Source organism: Streptomyces sp. NPDC049687 (genome assembly GCF_044465285.1).
Lineage (GTDB): Bacteria > Actinomycetota > Actinomycetes > Streptomycetales > Streptomycetaceae > Streptomyces.
In genome coordinates this window covers 15,896-31,663 of record NZ_JBITLN010000013.1, presented here as the reverse complement: position 1 = coordinate 31,663, position 15,768 = coordinate 15,896, and the positions used below count along the sequence as shown (strand labels likewise).

Genomic DNA, 15,768 nt, shown 5'->3' with positions numbered 1-15,768 from the left:
CGCCATGAGCATGGTCCTTGTCCTCGGCAGCGGACCGGTGGTCCGACGGTTCGTCGAACGCATGCGCCACCACGGTGATGAGCAAACGGTCACCGTCCTGACGGCCGAACCCGAGACCTGCGTTGTCGAGCCGGAACAGCACCGGGTACTGACGCAGGTGAGCGGGGCGGAGGTCGCGTACTCCTACGACATCCTGGTCCTTGCCCAGGAGGCCCGGCCAGTGATCCCTGACATCCCCGGCCTGACCAGCGGCGAAGGGCACCTCGCAGAGGGCGTCGTCGCGCCGGCCACGGCCGCCCACACGGTTCGGATCACCGGCGACACCGTCGTCGTCCTCGGTGAGGGGCCCTTCGCGGTGGAAACAGCGGGCACGCTGGCCGCCCGCGGTCTCAGGACCACCTTGGTCTGCGCAGCCCCCCATCCCCTCTATGAACAACTGGGCGAAACCTGCAGCAGCATGCTCTCCGAGAAGCTGGAGCAGGCCGGTATCAGCGTGGTCGGCGGAAAGAGCGCGCTGCGCCGCGTACCGGGCCACCTCCTCCTGGAGGACGACATCACGCTCCGCGCTGACACTCTCGTCCTGTGTACAGGCACCGTTCCGGACACCCGGCTGGCCCGGGACACGGGTCTGGACGTTCATGACGGCATCGTGGTCGACGACCGGTTGCGCACCAGTGACCCGGCCATCCACGCCGTCGGCGGCTGCGCCGAACACGATGGCCGGATCACGGCCGGCCTCCACACCGCCCTGGAACAGGCCGAAGCCCTTGCCGGGATTCTCACCGGCCGCCCCGCTGTCTACCGTCCGCGGTCGGCAGGGCTGCGTCTGCGCTCCGATGCCGTGGAGGTGTCCAGCATCGGCTCACCCGCCGACTGGGAACAGCCCGGTACTCGGCTGGTCTGCCTCACTGACAGGGTCAACCAGCGCTACGCGCGTCTCGCACTGCGGGACGAGTACGTGGTCGCCGCCGTACTGTTCGGGCTGCCGCGGGCCATCGCCACGATCGGGCACCTCCACCGGCACGGTCAGCGCCTTCCGTCCGACCGGCTGGGCCTGCTGCTGGAGCTGCCGCCCCGGCAGACATCGGGCAGCACCAGGGTCGATGACGACGCTCCGATCTGCCTGTGCAACAACGTCTCGCGGCAGGCACTGCTGCGGGCGTGGCAGGCGGGCAGGCGCACGGTCACGGCGCTCGCCGCCACCACCCGGGCCACGACCGGATGCGGCGGCTGCGTCCAGCTGGTGGAGGAACTGTGCGACACCTGGGCTCAAGAGCCCAGCGACGAAAGCGAACTGGAGAAGGCATCGTGACGCGCACGCTCGTCGTCGTCGGACACGGCATGGTCGGCCACCGGCTCGTCGACCGGCTCAGGTCCCTGGACACCGACCACCTCTGGCGCATCGTCATCGCGGGCGAGGAGCACTACCCCGCCTACGACCGAGTCGGCCTCTCCTCGTACCTGGACGGCAAGAGCAAGAGTGACCTCACCCTTGCCGGAGCGGACCTCCTCAACGACCCACGGGTGGATCTCTTACTGGGCTGCCCTGTCGTTTCGGTGGACCGGACCGCCCGCACGGCCCGGACAGCCCACGGCGACCCGATCCCCTACGACGCCCTGGTCCTGGCCACCGGCTCGCGTCCGTTCGTTCCCCCGGTTCCCGGCCACGACCTGACCGGCTGCTTCGTGTACCGCACCTTCGGCGACCTCGACGCCCTACGCGCCGCCGCGCGTCCCGGGCGCACGGGCGTCGTCATCGGAGGCGGACTCCTCGGCCTGGAGGCAGCGAACGCCCTGCGTCTGCTGGGCATGCGCCCCCACGTCGTGGAAACCGCCCCTCACTTGATGCCGGCGCAGCTCGACGCGGGCGCCGCTCGCGTGCTTCTCCGCCGTGTCACCGGGCTCGGCCTGCGGGTGCACTGCGGCACGGCCACGGCTTCGATCGATCCCGGGAGCGACGGCACGGTGCGCGCCGTCACGCTCTCGGACGGGACGGTTCTGGAGGCCGACGTGGTGGTCTTCGCCGCAGGCGTACGACCGCGGGACGAGCTGGCCGACACGATGGACCTCGAGTGCGGCGAGCGCGGTGGCATCGTCGTCGACGATCTCTGCCGCACCGCTGACGAGCGGGTATGGGCCATCGGTGAGTGCGCTGCCGTGAACGGGCGCTGTTACGGCCTGGTCGCTCCCGGATACCGCATGGCCGACAGTGTGGCGCGCCAGCTGGCTGGCCGTACCGCCGAGCCCTTCAACGACACCGACACCTCAACCACCCTGAAGCTTCTCGGCGTGAAGGTCGCCACCTTCGGCTCCACCCGTCCCGACGACGGCCGCGCGGTCGAAGCCGTCTTCGCCGAAGGATCCGACCGCTACGCCAAGATCCTTCTGAGCCGGCACAGCGGTGACCTGCTGGGGGGAATCCTCGCAGGCGACACCGGCTCGTGGGCGACGGTCCGGTCCCTGGTCGGCCGCCGGCCACCCACGGACCTGGAGCAACTGCTCCTGCCCTGATTCCTCCCTCACTCGCCCTCACAAAGGAGCTTCGCGTTGAAGACGATCGGTTTTCTCGGCCTCGGCACGATGGGCAGCCCGATGGCTGTCAACCTGTGCAAAGCCGGATACACCGTGTACGGCTGGAACCGCAGCGACGACAAGGCCGGGCCTCTGTGTGCGGCAGGCGGACGAACCGCCGCGTCGATACGCGAGGCGGTCCGCGACGCCGATGTGGTGATCACCGTGCTTCCGGACGCGCCCCAGGTCGAGGAGGTCGCTTACGGCCCCGAGGGAATCCTGGCCAACGCCCGGCCGGGGTCTCTGCTGGTCGACATGTCCACCGTCGCTCCGCAGAGTTCGATCAAGCTTGCCCGCAACGGCGCCGCACACGGAATCCGTGTCCTCGACGCCCCGGTCGCCGGCGGTGAGACCGGTGCGATCGAAGGCACCCTGTCGATCATGGTCGGCGGTGAGGCCGACGACGTCGAGGAGGCAAGGCCCGTCCTCGAGGCTCTCGGCAGGACCATCACACACTGCGGCCTGCATGGTCTCGGTCAGACGGTGAAAGCCGCCAACCAGCTGATTCTTGCGATCAACATTCAGGCGTGCGCGGAAGCCGTGGTCTTCCTCGAGAAGTCGGGCGTGGATCTCGAAGCCGCCCTCGAGGTACTGAGCGGCGGCCTCGCCGGCTCAAACGTGCTCACCCGCAAGAAGACCACCTTCCTGAACCGCGACTACACGCCCAGCTTCAAGATGGGCCTCCACCACAAGGACATGGGCATCGTCACCGACACCGCACGTGCCATGGGTGCCGCCATCCCCCTCGGCAGCATCGCCGCGCAGCTCATGGCGTCCGCCGTGGCCCGCGGAGACGGAGAGCTCGATCACTCCGCCCTGCTGCGTGGCGTCGAACTCCTGAGCGGACACCGACGACCGCAGGAGTAGGAGATACGTCCAGCACCTCCGGTGGGTATGTGCGACGCGTGGTCAGATCTCTCCGGTGGGCCATTCGACGGCTTCCGCCTCGGTCGGGGTGAAGTTCGAATCACGACCGCTCCTGAGCAACCCCCGCGTACTCCAGACGGCCGTGGCGGAGTCTCACTTCGCCACGATCACGGTGGCGCTGTCGTCGGCGATCGCCGCCACTGCCGCGACGGCGGTCCGGATGAGCGGGGTTCTGCCGGCCGACGGGTATGGATGCTCTCTGGGCGAGAGAGGCAGTGTCATCCAGGACGGCGCGCTCACACGGTTGAGCGGTACCTTTCCGCCATGTGCATCTCGACGGGTGAAGCCGCGTTCTCCGGCACGATCGTGTACTGCGGAAGGCAGCACCACCCCGTGCATGGCCTGATCCACGTCCTGGGCTACCAGAACACCGCCGTCAATCTGGCGGACGGCCCGAACGCCATGCTGCTGCACCTGCCCACCACGCAGCTCACCCCCAGGCACTTCCTCTCCGCTGGGCGCACCGGCGACGTCCTGCGCCGTATGGTCGCCGCTGTCGAACCCGTCGCCGCCGGAGCCGACGACATCGCGTGGATGAGCGCGGAACCGCAGCCCGTCCAGGTCTTCGACCACGACGTCTACACGGTGCTCCTGGCCACCGACCCCACCGCGGTCCCCACCGCGCTGCGACAAGTGCCGCTGCACCGCCGCCCTGACCTCGACCCGGACCTCCTGCGCTTCTACGCCGACCACTTTCCTGACCACACCATCGCCGTGTGCTGCTTCGACAACGCCGACGCGCAACGCGCCAAGCCCCTGCTGCTGTGGTACCCGCCCCTCGACCCCGACCAGTTGACCGTGCCGGCCCTGGACAGCCACACCGGAGCGGCACCGGACCTCGACGCCGCCGTGACCGTGGACCACTGGGTCCTGCTCTCCACCGACCAAGCCCCTGCCGGCTGGGGCGAACCCGTCGACTACCCCAGGAACATGCGCCACAGCCTGCGCGCCTTCCTTCCCACCGCCGTTGTGGGCCGGTACTACGGCGAAGGGCAGACCCTCCTCAACGGAGACTTCACCATCAGCCACCGGAGCCTTCTCGCTGGCGACCTTGACCGAATCGAGCGCCTGCAACCGACTCGCCGCTGACAAGGCAGGACGACCGGGCTGTCGCACGTCAGCCGAACCCGACCTCACCCATCGTGCGACCGGCGGGCAGCCATGCGCCGCAGTCTCGCGGGGCCGCGGCGCGGGGCACGCGGGGGCGTCGCTTACGTCCCGTCGTGTCTCCGGTGCTGCGGGCCCTGTCGAGCGTCGCCCTGCGGATGGGCGGGGCGGTCAGCGGTGGGCGGCGCGGTTCATCTCGACGATGTCGTCGAGGGTGGGGTTGTCGGGGAGGGCTGCCCTGCGCTCGAGCATGCTGTCGCGCACGGCCCCGTCCTTCACGGGGTCAGCGGCGGCCAGGGCGGCGGGGAGCTCGTCGAGGGTCAGCTCGGTGCAGTAGGCGGGGCCCATCGGCTGCTGACGCCAGGAGTCGGCCAGGGGGCCGGCGTCGTAGGGGTCGAAGCCGGTGTCGTCGACCAGGCTCATGGCCACCTTCTTCGCATCCTCTGAGTCGCCGGCCACCGGGATCGCGATGCGGCCCGGAGTGCCCGCCGGAACGCCCCGGGTGCGCTGGGTCTCGGCCAGCGCGGCGTTCCACGCCTTGATGACGGGCCGGCCAAGGAGCTCGGAGGTGTACACGCTCTCCACCTGGCCGTTGTCCACCGCCTCGATCTGCCCGCTGAGGACGCCCGGGTAGTAGTTCGAGGTGTCGATGACCACCGTCTCGGCGGGCACCGACGCGAACAGGTCCGCCAGCTGCCCCGCCACCCCGAACGGGATCGCCAGGATGATCGCGTCCCGGCCCTGGACCGACTCGTCCAAGGCCACAGCACGGGCCCCGGCCTCCAGCACCTCGGCCGTGACGGCCTCGGGGCCGCGGGCGTGCGCGACCTGGACGTCGTGACCGGCCAGGCTCAGCTTGCGGGCCAGGTTTCCGCCGATGGCTCCAGCGCCGATAACAGTTATTTTCATGATTTGTCCCTTGGAAGGTCGGACCGCCCCTGCGGGCGGGGTGATGCTGATGTCGTCGAGGCGTGATCGCCGGGCCTTGCCCGATCCCGCGGGGTGTCGAGGGTGTTGCGGCTGCCCGGCCGTGGATGAGGCGCCGACCGCTAGGCGCGGTCACCCGGCTCGCGGTACCCGTGGGCGACGAGCGCCCGCAGCCGCTCGACCGACTCCCCAGTGGCGCCGGTGCCCTTGATCCAGGCGACCGAACAGGACGCGAGGAACAGGTCGTAGCCCGTCACCGACCGGCGCACGTACCCGGTGCGCTGCGCGGCTCGCACGTACGCGTCGGTGGTGGCGATGAGCTCGTCACAGGGGACGGTGAGCGGATTGTCCGGGTCCTGCGCCCGGGTCGCCGCCATGAGCGGTTCGGGCAGTCCGCTGTAGGCGCTGAGGTAGTCCTCCATCGCCCGCAGCCACTGCGTCAGCGCCGTGCTGGCGTCGTCGATGCCGGCGATGTCCTCGCGGCGGGTCACCAGTTCCGCGGTGCGGGACTGGAGCACGGCCGCCAGCAGGGCCTCACGGGTGGGGAAGTGCCGGTACAGCGTTCCCGGCCCGACGCCCGCCTCCTTGGCGACCGCTTCCAGTGACGTACCGACCCCGTCGCGCAGGAAGTGGCGCTGGGCGGCCTCCAGGAGGGCCGCGCGATTGCGCTGGACGTCGGCGCGGGGCTTGCGCCCCTGCTGCTCCCTGGTGTTCATGCGTCCTCCTGCGCTCTTCCGGTCCGGCGACCCACGAAAACGGAGGCGGTCTCCGAATCGCCTCCACGATAAAGCGGAGGCCCCCTCCGGTCAAATCGGGTGCCACCGCCCCGCCTGCGAGCACGGCACGATGCGTGCACCCACCGGAAGCACACGGTCCGAGGCGGAGCGGACCGACCGAACCGAACCGAACCGAACCGGACCGCCCGACCGGACGGGGCCGATGCGCGAACGTGGGCGACGACCGGCCCGGCCTGCCGGGCGTACGGGCCACCCATGGTGGCGAATCACCCCAACCGCGACAGTTCCGCGCGGCCCCTCGTCACGGGCCGAGCCTCGCGCAGCGCCCGCTTCAGTCCGTCGGTGACCGCGCCGATGATGTGAGCGTGGACGCGAGGGTCGTCCGGCAGAAACAAGGGTTCTACAGCCCTTGGGTGTTCTTCGCCGTCCCCGGGGCGGCGAAGAGCAGTCCTCCGGTGCGATCTCCAGGCCATGGCAGGGGCGTCTTGCTGTAGCGGGAGCGGGGCAGGCGTATAGGGAGGCATGACGCCGTGTACGGAGACCGGCATGACGAATGAGCGTCTGCCGTGGTGTCGGGGCTGATGCACTTTGGGCGAGGTCCGCGATGGGCGGGTGGACGCGGCCGCCGTAACAGGCGTGGAGCCGCCCGCGTTGGATCGTCCGGCCAGGAAGGAGGGGCCAGGACATGCCGGGATCCTTCTGCCGGGGAGGGGGCTGAGGGCGCCGGTAGGCCTGCTGGCGGGATGTGCCGGCAGCGCAATGCGAGCGCAACCGCGTGGCTCGGCGCGCGGAAACATCGGCGAGCCAGCTTGGGGTTATGTTTCATTTGGGCTGGTTCATGGGCAGTGGCTTCAGCGTTCAGACCTGGGCGCAGGATCCGTGGGCGGGTAACACCGGCCGCGACTGGATGAAGGGCGACCTGTTCGTCGACCTGGCAGCGGCGCTAGAGCGGGCTTGCTTCGACTACTTGCTGGTCGAGGACACGAGCATGGTCGAGGACGCCTACGGCCGCTCGATGGAAACGACACTCAAGTACGGTCTGCTGGCCCCGAAGAACGACCCCGTCCCGCTGATTCCGCTGCTGACGCAACGCACGAAGCACATCGGCATCGCGGTGACCTTGTCGACGAGCTTCTACCACCCCTTCATGGCGGCCCGGACGATGACCACCCTCGACCACCTGACCGAAGGGCGCGTCGGACTGAACGTGGTCACCGGAAGCTCGTCGCGGGCGGCGCAGCAGTACGGATACGACACGCTGATGAAGCACAGCGAGCGGTACGAGATGGCCAAGGAGTGGATGGAGGCCGTCGGGGCGTTGTGGGACTCCTGGGAGGAGGGTGCCGTCCTCGTCGACCAGGAGACGCCGCGCTACGCCGACCACACGAAGGTGCATCCGGTCGATTTCGAGGGGAAGTACTTCAGGACCCGCGGACCGCTCAACACCATCCCAGGGCCGCAGCGTCGTCCGGTCATCGTGCAGGCCGGGGCCTCGCCGGCGGGCCGTGACCTGGCCGCCAAGTACGCCGAGTCGATGCTCGCGCACGGCACCGGCATCGAGCAGATGAAGGCGTTCCGGCAGGACATGCACCGCCGCATGAAGGAGTACGGTCGCGACCCGGCCACGCTGAAGATCCTCTTCCTCATCGACCCGGTACTCGGTGACACCGATCGCGTCGCGCAGGCGCGCGTGGAGGACATGCAGGCCGCCCGCTGGAGCGACCACGCGATCGAGCGGGGGCTGTGGGGGCTGAGCTACACCTCCGGCGGAGAATTCGACTTCTCCACGTTCGATCTCGACAAGGAAGTCCCCGACGTCTGGGGCAACGGTGAGACGAGCACCCTGCGTACGTTCGTCGAAGGCGCCCGCGGCAAGACGCTGCGCGAGGCCATCGCCACCGTCGACACCCACGCCGGCCTCGCGTTCGTCGGCTCGCCCGACACGGTGGCGTCGAAGATGGGTGAGGCGATGGAGGAGATCGGCGGCGACGGCTTCCTCATGTCGCCGACCGTCACGCGGCGCAACATCGCCGAGATCGCGGACGGCCTGGCGCCCGCCCTGCGGAAGCGCGGCCTCATCAGGGACGGCTACAACCACAGCACGTTCCGCGAGAACCTCCTCGAATTCTGACGGCGCAATCCGAGAGGTACTGATGCGACGCGAGTGTGTCACCTGGCGCACTTTTACTGCTCGCAAGATGGAGGCACGCCAGCGACTGCCGTGCTTTCAGGTCGACAGTGGGCCCAGAGCAGGAGGCATTGGTGGCTACTACGGAACCCCGACAGCAGAGATCGGCGGACTTTCCGGCTGGATTGGACCGCCGCGGATTCTTGAAGGCCGGCGGTCTCGCCATCGGCGGTGTCAGCCTCGCGTCACTGATCGCCGCGTGCGGTCCCGAGGGCAGCGGTGGCGGGGGGTCGGGCGGTTCGGAGCTCACCCTGCGGATTCCGTTCCTGGCCGATATGCAGGTTCCCGACCCGGACATCATGTACGAGGGCGAAGGCGTCCAGGTCATGGAATCCGCCTATGAAGGACTTGTCCGCTACAAGCCAGGTACCTCGGAGTTCCTTCCGGGGCTGGCGAAGTCATGGACGCTATCGCCGGACCAGCTGACGTACACGTTCACGCTGCAGCCGAACGTGAAGTTCCACGACGGGACCATCGCGGACGCGGAGTCGTGGCGGAAGACCTTCGAGCGGCGCGCCAAGATCGCCCAGGGCCCCGCCTACATGGTCGCGGGAGTGGCCAAGACCGAGGCGCCCGATCCCACCACGTTCGTCGTGACGCTCAAGTCGCCGAACAACGCGTTCCTCCACTACATGGCCTGCCCATGGCAACCGCTGGCGACGAGTCCCACCGCGGTGAAGAAGTACGCCGCCGGCGGCGACCTCGCGCAGAAGTGGCTGAAGACGCATGACGCGGGCACCGGGCCGTACATCATCAAGGAGTTCGTGCCGGGCAGCCATTACACGCTTGAGGCATTTCCCGGCTACTGGGGCCAGAAGCCCGCGTTCAAAACCGTCCGTATCGCGATCACGCCGAGCATCGCGACGCAGAAGCTGCAGCTCGACGCGGGCGCGTTCGACATGGTGACCAAGGGCTTCGCGGTCCGGGACGTGCTGCAGTACCAGAAGAACCCGCAGTTCCGGGTCATCAATTCCTACGGCGGCGTGGGCGAGGCGATCTGGCTGAACCCGAACGCCGGCGTCTTCGCCAACCGGGCGCTGCGCAAGGCCATGCTCACCGCCCTGGACCGCAAGTCGATCGTCGACACGGCGTGGAGCGGCCTCGCCACGGTCCAGAAGGGTCTCTTTCCCGAGAACACGCTCTCCTCGAAGCTGGCACCGTTCCCGGCTCAGGTGGACACCGCCCCGCTCAAGGCGCTGGCGGCAAGCCTGAAGGGGAAGACGATCGACCTGGCCTGGGGCTCCGACGGCGGCGCGCCGCGGCAGCAGATGGCCGAGCTCATCCAGACCCAGCTGGCGGCGCTGGGCCTCACCGTCACCGTCCGCGAGCTGCCGACGTCCGAGGAGTTCGACCTGCCCAACCAGCCGGCCTCCAAGCGCCCGGACATCCTGGTCTCCTTCCTCGGCGGGGACGCGCTGCACCTCGACACCACGCTGCGGATCCTGCTGCGCACCGGTGCCAAGCCGCTGAACTTCTTCCAGTACTCGAACCCGGAACTCGACAAGCTGATGGACCTGGCGGTCAAGCAGCCGACGCCCGCGAAGACGGACGCTGTCTACGCGACCTGCAGCAAGATCATCGTTGATGAGGCCATCTGGATCCCGCTGTGCATCACGCCGAACTCCACGATCGCGCACAGCTACGTGACCGGGATCGAGGACAACTCCTACTACCCGGCGATTTTCTGGCCGCAGTCCCTGAAGAGGGTCTGATCAAGACCTGGTCAGGCCTTCTTGAGGGCCTGACCAGAAAGTTCTGGCGTCATACGAGAGCGGCAGTGTCCTGAGGCAGGCAGTGTGTACGTAGCTGGGCATGAAGATCGGCGTGGATCCCTCACGAAGCTGTTGATCAGCTCGTGGATGTGGCATCTGACGCGGTGGGACGGACTTTTCCTCGGGACCTACCTGGTGACTCACCTGGGCGGGCGTCCTATCGCCAACCAGCTCGCCGGGTTCGCGATGTTCTCGCCGATGCTGCTGGGGGCGTATGTCGCGTCCAGGACGCGACGCGACGTGGAGCCGCGCCGGCTCGTGCTCTGGACAGAACTCACGCTGCTGCCGATCTCGGCGGTGATGATCGCGGTCGTGAGCACCGGTGCCGTCCAGACCTGGATGGTGTACCTGTTCATGCTCGCATACGGGTTCGGCGGCCTGGTGAACATGACCGCGCAGCGCGAACTGCTGTTCCGCATCGCTGGGCCTGAGCACTCGCATCGCGCGCTCAGCGCCGAGATGGCGGGCCTGGCGAGCGCGACGATGCTCGGCCCGCTGATCGGCGGCGTCACCATCGGAGTGTTCGGCCTCGGCACCGCGTTCGCCGTTCCCGGGGTGCTGCTCGGCTGCTCCACCGTCCTGCTGTGGCGCGCGACCCGCGGGATGCCGGCCGACGCGCCGGCGACCGTCGGGCCGGACTCCGCGTCCACGGCCGCGCCGGGCCCGACGGGCTGGCAGTTGCTGCGGCGCTCTCGAGGGCTCAGGGTGGTCCTCCTGGTGACGGTGATCTGCAACCTCTCCTACTTCGCGTTCATGCCGCTCGTCCCGGTCATCGCGAAGGGCCTGGGCGCCGGGGCGGCGATGGCCGGGGTGATCGGCGCCGCCGCCGGCACGGTGCAACTGGTGACGGCGGCGGCGCTGGTCATCTGGCCGGCCCGGCGGCCGGGCGCGTCCTACGCCTTCGCGGTGGCTCTCTGCCTGTGCTGCCTGGGCGTGCTGGCCTACGCCCCCGTAGTCGCGGTGGCTCTCCTCGCACTCGGCGTGGCAGGGATCGGTCAGGCCTACTTCGGCACGATGCAGGCGACCCTGTCGGTGGACGCCGTCGACCCCCACGAACGCACCGCCGCGCTCGGCCTGCTGAGCACCACGATCGGCCTCGCGCTGCCGTCCGGCATGGTGATCCTCGGCGTTACGTCCAGTCTGCTCGGTACCCACCTGGCCATGCTCGTGTCGGCCGTGGTGGGGCTTGCCGCGCTCACGACGACGCTGCTGGGCAACCCGCAGCTGATGCGGTCACCCACGACGGCAAGGCCCATGACGGTGAGCACGGAGACCGCGACCACGGAAACCTGACGGGCTGTAACGCGGACCGGTGTCGCGGAGAAGGCAACCCGGTCGCCGCGCGGCCGGAGCTACTTCCTGCCGGGCGCGGCGTCGCCGATGGAGGCGTGCCCCGAAGGCGAACGAGCGGCGCGGCTGCCGCTGACTCACACGGGGCGCAGCTCAAGCCAAGGACAAGGCGACGTCCGCTCATCCACGGCGAAGCCGGCGGACCGCTCCTCCCCGAGGCCGCACAGGTGACGCCGAGCTCTGGAAGACAGCGCGCGCACGGGCGGCAGCCGCAGCCGCAGCCGGTCACGGACCATCGGCGGCCGACTCAGGGACTACGTCTCAAGGGCAGCGCCACGATCCGACGGGACGCCTCGTCGTCGAAAGGGACACCAAGCCGAGCGCGTCGACGGGCAGCGGCACAGCGGCCGTGGACGCGGTGTCCGGTCTCGGGTCCGCGGGTGACCAGTCCCTCGTCGGGCCGGCGGCTACGCGATGGCCACACGACGCCCGACGAAGTGGGTGAGCTGCACGCTGCCCAGCAGGACGACGGCGATGAGCCAGAAGAGCGCGGCCATCCCGGCCTGCGTGCCGAGCACGGCGCAGCCGACAGTCCCGGCGAGGACACCGATGCCGGCCGAGATGCGGAATTTCGCCAAGCCGGCCGAGGAGTCGCCGACCTGGGCGACCACCAGCACGGGAAGGCTCGCGGTCGCCCCGGCGAGGCTGACCCCGAGCAGCACCGACATCGCCAGGTAGACCGTCAGATCGGAGGTGAGGGCGAGCACCGTCGCGCATACCGCGCCCAGGGCGAACGCGGTGAGGAGCACGGCGACGACTCCGACGCGCCGGATGATGCGGTACGCCACGGTGAGAACGGCGATCTCGGAACCGGACATGAGCGCGATCCCGACGGCGATCGCGACGGTGGGGTACTGGCGTGCCGCGCCCGCGAGCGGCAGAGCGGTGAACAGCACGCCGCCGCGGAGGAATTCGCCGCTCATCGCCAGCACGAGAGCGGCGCCACCGCCGGTCGACCTGCCGAATCGAGGCAGGCCGAGCCGCGGTCGCGGCATGCCGGGGGGCGGCGTCAGGCTGGGCAGCGCGAAAGCGAGCACGACGGCGGCTGCCAGCGCGCAGACTCCAGTGACGACGAACGCGATCTGATAGCCCGCCTTGCCGCTGATCAGCCCGGCGAGCAGCAGCCCGCCGGGCGACCCGACCGCACCGCCGAAGAGGAAGGCGGCGTTGAACCGCCCCAGGGCACGGGGCGTCTCCCCGGGCACCGGGTGCACCCGCACAGCCGCCTGCAGGCCGGCACCGAGCATCATCCCGCCGCCGAACCCCTGCACGACACGGGACGCCATCAGCAGCACGGTGTCGGGCGCCAGTCCCATCCCGATGGACGACACGCCGAACAGGGACAGTCCGGCGGTGAGGGCGACCCTGGCGTCGAGGCCGGGCACCAGCCGGGTACCGAACACGTCGATCAGAATGACGCCCACTGCCGAGGCCAGCATGAAGATGCCGATGTACACGCTGCTTCGCGAAAGCTCGCGGCCGTAGAGCACCTCCAGCGGGGCCGTGAAGCTCATCGTGACTCCACCGGCCGCCATCAAGGGGAGGAACCATCGCGCCCGACGCGTCCATACGGCACCACGTTCGGCGTACTCGACCGACAGTCCCACCGGCCACCTCCCGACCTTGGGCAGTGGGCGCACCGACGGTTCGACGCCCCAGAGATCCGCCTGCCTCAAGAGACCGCGCCGACATGAACCCGGTGATTCGTTGTGGTTCTGGACGTATTGCGCGGGCGCGTCGCCCGCGAGACAGCCGGACACCGGCGTAATCACCAGCGCCGACTCCCGTCACGCGGCCAAAACGATCTCCCGGTTCGATGGCGTAAAACCAAGGAGACGGTCATGACCCGCGACAAGCGCATCCACCTCGCATGGTTCCTCGGCCACGGCTTCGGGGTCAGCGACTGGCGCAGTCCGTGGCACGGCACGGGCGGGCACGACTGGATGCGCCCCGACTTCCACCAGGACTTCGCGCGTTCCCTGGAGCGTGCCTGCTTCGACTACCTGATCATCGAGGACAGCAGCTTCGTCTGTGACGCCTACGGCCAGTCGTCGGAGATCTACCTGAGCAACGCGATGACGGTGCCCAAACACGATCCGGCGGTACTCGCCTCGGTCATGCTGCTGGCGACGCGGCGCCTGGGCGTCGTCCCGACGCTGACCGTGACGGAATACCCGCCGTTCCTGCTGGCCCGGCTCGTCGCCACACTCGACGGTCTCTCCGCCGGCCGCGCCGGGTGGAACATCGTCACCGGCAGCTCCGACCGGGCGGCCCAGAACTACGGCAAGGATGCCCAGCCGCCGCACGACCTGCGCTACGACATGGCGCAGGAGATGACGGACCTGGTGAAGCAGCTGTGGGGGTCGTGGGAGCCGGACTCTATCCGGGCCGACATCGCCGCCGGGGTCTTCGCCGAGCACACCAAGGTCAACCCGGTCGACTTCAGCGGCACGTACTTCACGTCCCGTGGTCCGCTGAACACCGCCCCTTCCCCGCAGGGCCGTCCGGCCCTGGTCCAGGCGGGCGGATCGGCGCGCGGACGCGAGTTCGCGGCGCGTAACGCCGACAGCGTCATCGCCTCGGCCAACACGCCGGAAATGATGAAGGAGTACCGCGACGACGTGCGGGCCCGCGCGGCGGCCGCCGGACGCGACCCGGACGAGATCAAGATCCTGTTCCTCATCACCCCGTACCTCGGCGAGACCACGGCCGAGGCACGCGACCGCAAGGCCCGCCACGACGACGAGGCGTGGCAGCACCCGGAGCGTGGGCTGGCCGGCATGGGGTTCATCACCGACATCGACTTCTCCGGCTACGACGTCGACACGCCGCTCGGGCAGCTCCAGACCACGTTCAGCACCAACGGCCACCAGAGCTCGCTGGCGCTGCGGCTCGGCAAGGGCGAGCAGGCGACGCTGCGTGAAGTCGCGGCCGGGGGTTACGCGTTCGAGCCGGTCGGCACCCCCGCCGAGGTCGCGGACCAGGTGGACACCATCATGTCGGAGGTCGGTGGCGACGGGCTGCTGTTCAACGTCAGTCCGCTCAACCGCCGCACCATCGCCGAGATCACCGACGGGCTGGTCCCCGAACTCCAGGCCCGCGGCCTGTCCCGCACCCGCTACGACCACCCGCATCTGCGCGGCAACCTGCGCGCCTTCTAGACAGGCCGCCGGGCGAGCAGTTCGTAGGACCGCAGGCGGGCGGTGTGATCGCCCACGAGGTCGCAGATCATCAGCTCCTGAGCTCCGCTCTCGGCGCCGATCAGCGCGAGCTGCTCGCGCATCCGCTCCGGTGACCCGGACAGGTGGCGTGGCCAGTGACCCGGTTTGACGGCGACCGGTGCCGGAACGTGGCCGAGTTCGGCGAGCGCGCGCGCCGGGGTCGGCAGTGGCAGATCGACGGCGGGGTCCCGGTCCGCGACACGGCGGGCGTGCAGTTCGGCGCCCGCGCGCAGCATGTCGGCCTCTTCGTCGGTCGGGGCGCAGACCGCGCTGACGGCGAGCATCGCGTGGGGCACCGCCCCGCCGGAAGACGGGCGGAACGCCGAGCGATAGATCGACAGCACCGACGGCGCGTCCCGCGGATTGAGGAACGCGGCGAAGCAGTACCGCATGCCGAGTTGGCCGGCCAGGACGGCGCTCTCGGCACTGGACCCGAGCAGCCACGGCTGTGGCCCGCCCGCCACGCCCGGGGAGAGCGGATACGCGGTAAAAGGGTGCTCCGGCGGGAAGTCGTGCGAGAGCCACGCCAGCAGCTCGGCCAACTGCTCCCGATACCCCATCAGCGCGGTCGCCGCGGCCAGCGCGGCGAACTTGGGGTCGTCGTCGTAGTCGTCCGCGCCACCCAGGGCCGCCTCCACCGGCGGTGGGCTGCTGCCCCGCCCGACGCCCAGGTCGATGCGGCCGGGGAACAAGGCGTGCAGCACGCGGAAGGTGTCGGCCACCTTGTACGGACGGTACTTGTCGACCAGCACCGCCCCCGAGCCGACGCGGATGCGCGAGGTCAGCGTGGCCAGGTGCGCGATCAGCACCTCGGGTGCCGACCCAGCGTTGCGGTGACCGATGCCGTGGTGCTCGGCGACCCAGTACCGTTCGTAACCCGCTCGCTCCGCGACCGAGATCAGCGACGCGCTCTGCTTGAAGGCATCCGTGCCCGTCCCGCCGGGCGGGACGGGCGACATGTCCAGGAT

Annotated in this window: 11 protein-coding genes and 1 pseudogene; 8 read left to right on the top strand and 4 right to left on the bottom strand. The window is 69.6% G+C overall.

Annotated features, from left to right (window positions below):
• The first annotated feature begins 4 nt into the window (after positions 1-4).
• The 4 genes and pseudogenes from ACIBVL_RS32885 to ACIBVL_RS32870 all read left to right on the top strand — a co-directional run bounded on the left by ACIBVL_RS32885 (position 5) and on the right by ACIBVL_RS32870 (position 4,587).
• Positions 5-1,312, top strand: coding sequence for an FAD-dependent oxidoreductase (locus ACIBVL_RS32885; RefSeq protein ID WP_399102908.1), 1,308 nt, complete (start codon positions 5-7; stop codon positions 1,310-1,312).
• Positions 1,309-2,511 carry an NAD(P)/FAD-dependent oxidoreductase gene (locus ACIBVL_RS32880; RefSeq protein WP_399102906.1) on the top strand — a complete coding sequence of 401 codons (1,203 nt, stop codon included), beginning with the start codon at positions 1,309-1,311 and terminating at the stop codon, positions 2,509-2,511. The genes ACIBVL_RS32885 and ACIBVL_RS32880 overlap by 4 nt, the downstream gene beginning before the upstream one ends.
• Before the next feature lie 27 nt (positions 2,512-2,538).
• Positions 2,539-3,438, top strand: a pseudogene (locus tag ACIBVL_RS32875) (2-hydroxy-3-oxopropionate reductase); the annotation flags it as partial.
• A gap of 324 nt (positions 3,439-3,762) precedes the next feature.
• Complete coding sequence (locus ACIBVL_RS32870) at positions 3,763-4,587, top strand: hypothetical protein (protein WP_399102904.1); 825 nt, start codon at positions 3,763-3,765, stop codon at positions 4,585-4,587.
• A 189-nt stretch (positions 4,588-4,776) separates the two neighbouring features.
• On the opposite strand, the gene ACIBVL_RS32865 is transcribed toward ACIBVL_RS32870, so the two are convergent.
• Both ACIBVL_RS32865 and ACIBVL_RS32860 read right to left on the bottom strand, forming a co-directional pair.
• A complete protein-coding gene (locus ACIBVL_RS32865) occupies positions 4,777-5,514 on the bottom strand; it encodes an NADPH-dependent F420 reductase (RefSeq protein ID WP_399102902.1) in 738 nt (245 codons plus the stop codon).
• A 140-nt stretch (positions 5,515-5,654) separates the two neighbouring features.
• Positions 5,655-6,248 carry a TetR/AcrR family transcriptional regulator gene (locus ACIBVL_RS32860; protein ID WP_399102899.1) on the bottom strand — a complete coding sequence of 198 codons (594 nt, stop codon included), beginning with the start codon at positions 6,246-6,248 and terminating at the stop codon, positions 5,655-5,657.
• An 838-nt stretch (positions 6,249-7,086) separates the two neighbouring features.
• Between ACIBVL_RS32860 and ACIBVL_RS32855 the strand changes: the two genes are divergently transcribed.
• From ACIBVL_RS32855 to ACIBVL_RS32845, 3 genes are all read left to right on the top strand, one after another.
• Positions 7,087-8,400: an NtaA/DmoA family FMN-dependent monooxygenase gene (locus tag ACIBVL_RS32855; protein ID WP_399102897.1), complete on the top strand. Its 1,314-nt coding sequence runs from the start codon at positions 7,087-7,089 to the stop codon at positions 8,398-8,400.
• Between the two features lie 107 nt (positions 8,401-8,507).
• Positions 8,508-10,169, top strand: a complete 1,662-nt coding sequence (locus ACIBVL_RS32850) for an ABC transporter substrate-binding protein (RefSeq protein WP_399102895.1) — start codon at positions 8,508-8,510, stop codon at positions 10,167-10,169.
• 147 nt (positions 10,170-10,316) lie between these two features.
• The gene (locus ACIBVL_RS32845) at positions 10,317-11,522 is read left to right on the top strand and encodes an MFS transporter (protein WP_399102893.1); all 1,206 of its coding nucleotides are present in this window, start codon (positions 10,317-10,319) and stop codon (positions 11,520-11,522) included.
• A gap of 464 nt (positions 11,523-11,986) precedes the next feature.
• Here the strand turns inward: ACIBVL_RS32845 and ACIBVL_RS32840 are convergent, their stop codons facing one another.
• Positions 11,987-13,114, bottom strand: a complete 1,128-nt coding sequence (locus ACIBVL_RS32840) for an MFS transporter (protein WP_399103328.1) — start codon at positions 13,112-13,114, stop codon at positions 11,987-11,989.
• 306 nt (positions 13,115-13,420) lie between these two features.
• On the opposite strand from ACIBVL_RS32840, the gene ACIBVL_RS32835 reads away from it, so the two are divergent.
• A complete protein-coding gene (locus ACIBVL_RS32835; RefSeq protein ID WP_399102891.1) occupies positions 13,421-14,740 on the top strand; it encodes an NtaA/DmoA family FMN-dependent monooxygenase in 1,320 nt (439 codons plus the stop codon).
• On the opposite strand, the gene ACIBVL_RS32830 is transcribed toward ACIBVL_RS32835, so the two are convergent.
• Complete coding sequence (locus ACIBVL_RS32830) at positions 14,737-15,759, bottom strand: MsnO8 family LLM class oxidoreductase (RefSeq protein WP_399102889.1); 1,023 nt, start codon at positions 15,757-15,759, stop codon at positions 14,737-14,739. The two genes, ACIBVL_RS32835 and ACIBVL_RS32830, sit on opposite strands and share 4 nt — an antisense overlap.
• Between the last annotated feature and the right edge of the window lie 9 nt (positions 15,760-15,768).

Coding starts and splice junctions, on each gene's coding strand:
- ACIBVL_RS32885 (WP_399102908.1), top strand. CDS start 5: ATGAGCATGGTCCTTGTCCTCGGCAGCGGACCGGTGGTCCGACGGTTC.
- ACIBVL_RS32870 (WP_399102904.1), top strand. CDS start 3,763: ATGTGCATCTCGACGGGTGAAGCCGCGTTCTCCGGCACGATCGTGTAC.
- ACIBVL_RS32865 (WP_399102902.1), bottom strand. CDS start 5,514: ATGAAAATAACTGTTATCGGCGCTGGAGCCATCGGCGGAAACCTGGCC.
- ACIBVL_RS32860 (WP_399102899.1), bottom strand. CDS start 6,248: ATGAACACCAGGGAGCAGCAGGGGCGCAAGCCCCGCGCCGACGTCCAG.
- ACIBVL_RS32855 (WP_399102897.1), top strand. CDS start 7,087: ATGTTTCATTTGGGCTGGTTCATGGGCAGTGGCTTCAGCGTTCAGACC.
- ACIBVL_RS32845 (WP_399102893.1), top strand. CDS start 10,317: ATGTGGCATCTGACGCGGTGGGACGGACTTTTCCTCGGGACCTACCTG.
- ACIBVL_RS32840 (WP_399103328.1), bottom strand. CDS start 13,114: ATGGCGGCCGGTGGAGTCACGATGAGCTTCACGGCCCCGCTGGAGGTG.
- ACIBVL_RS32835 (WP_399102891.1), top strand. CDS start 13,421: ATGACCCGCGACAAGCGCATCCACCTCGCATGGTTCCTCGGCCACGGC.
- ACIBVL_RS32830 (WP_399102889.1), bottom strand. CDS start 15,759: ATGTCGCCCGTCCCGCCCGGCGGGACGGGCACGGATGCCTTCAAGCAG.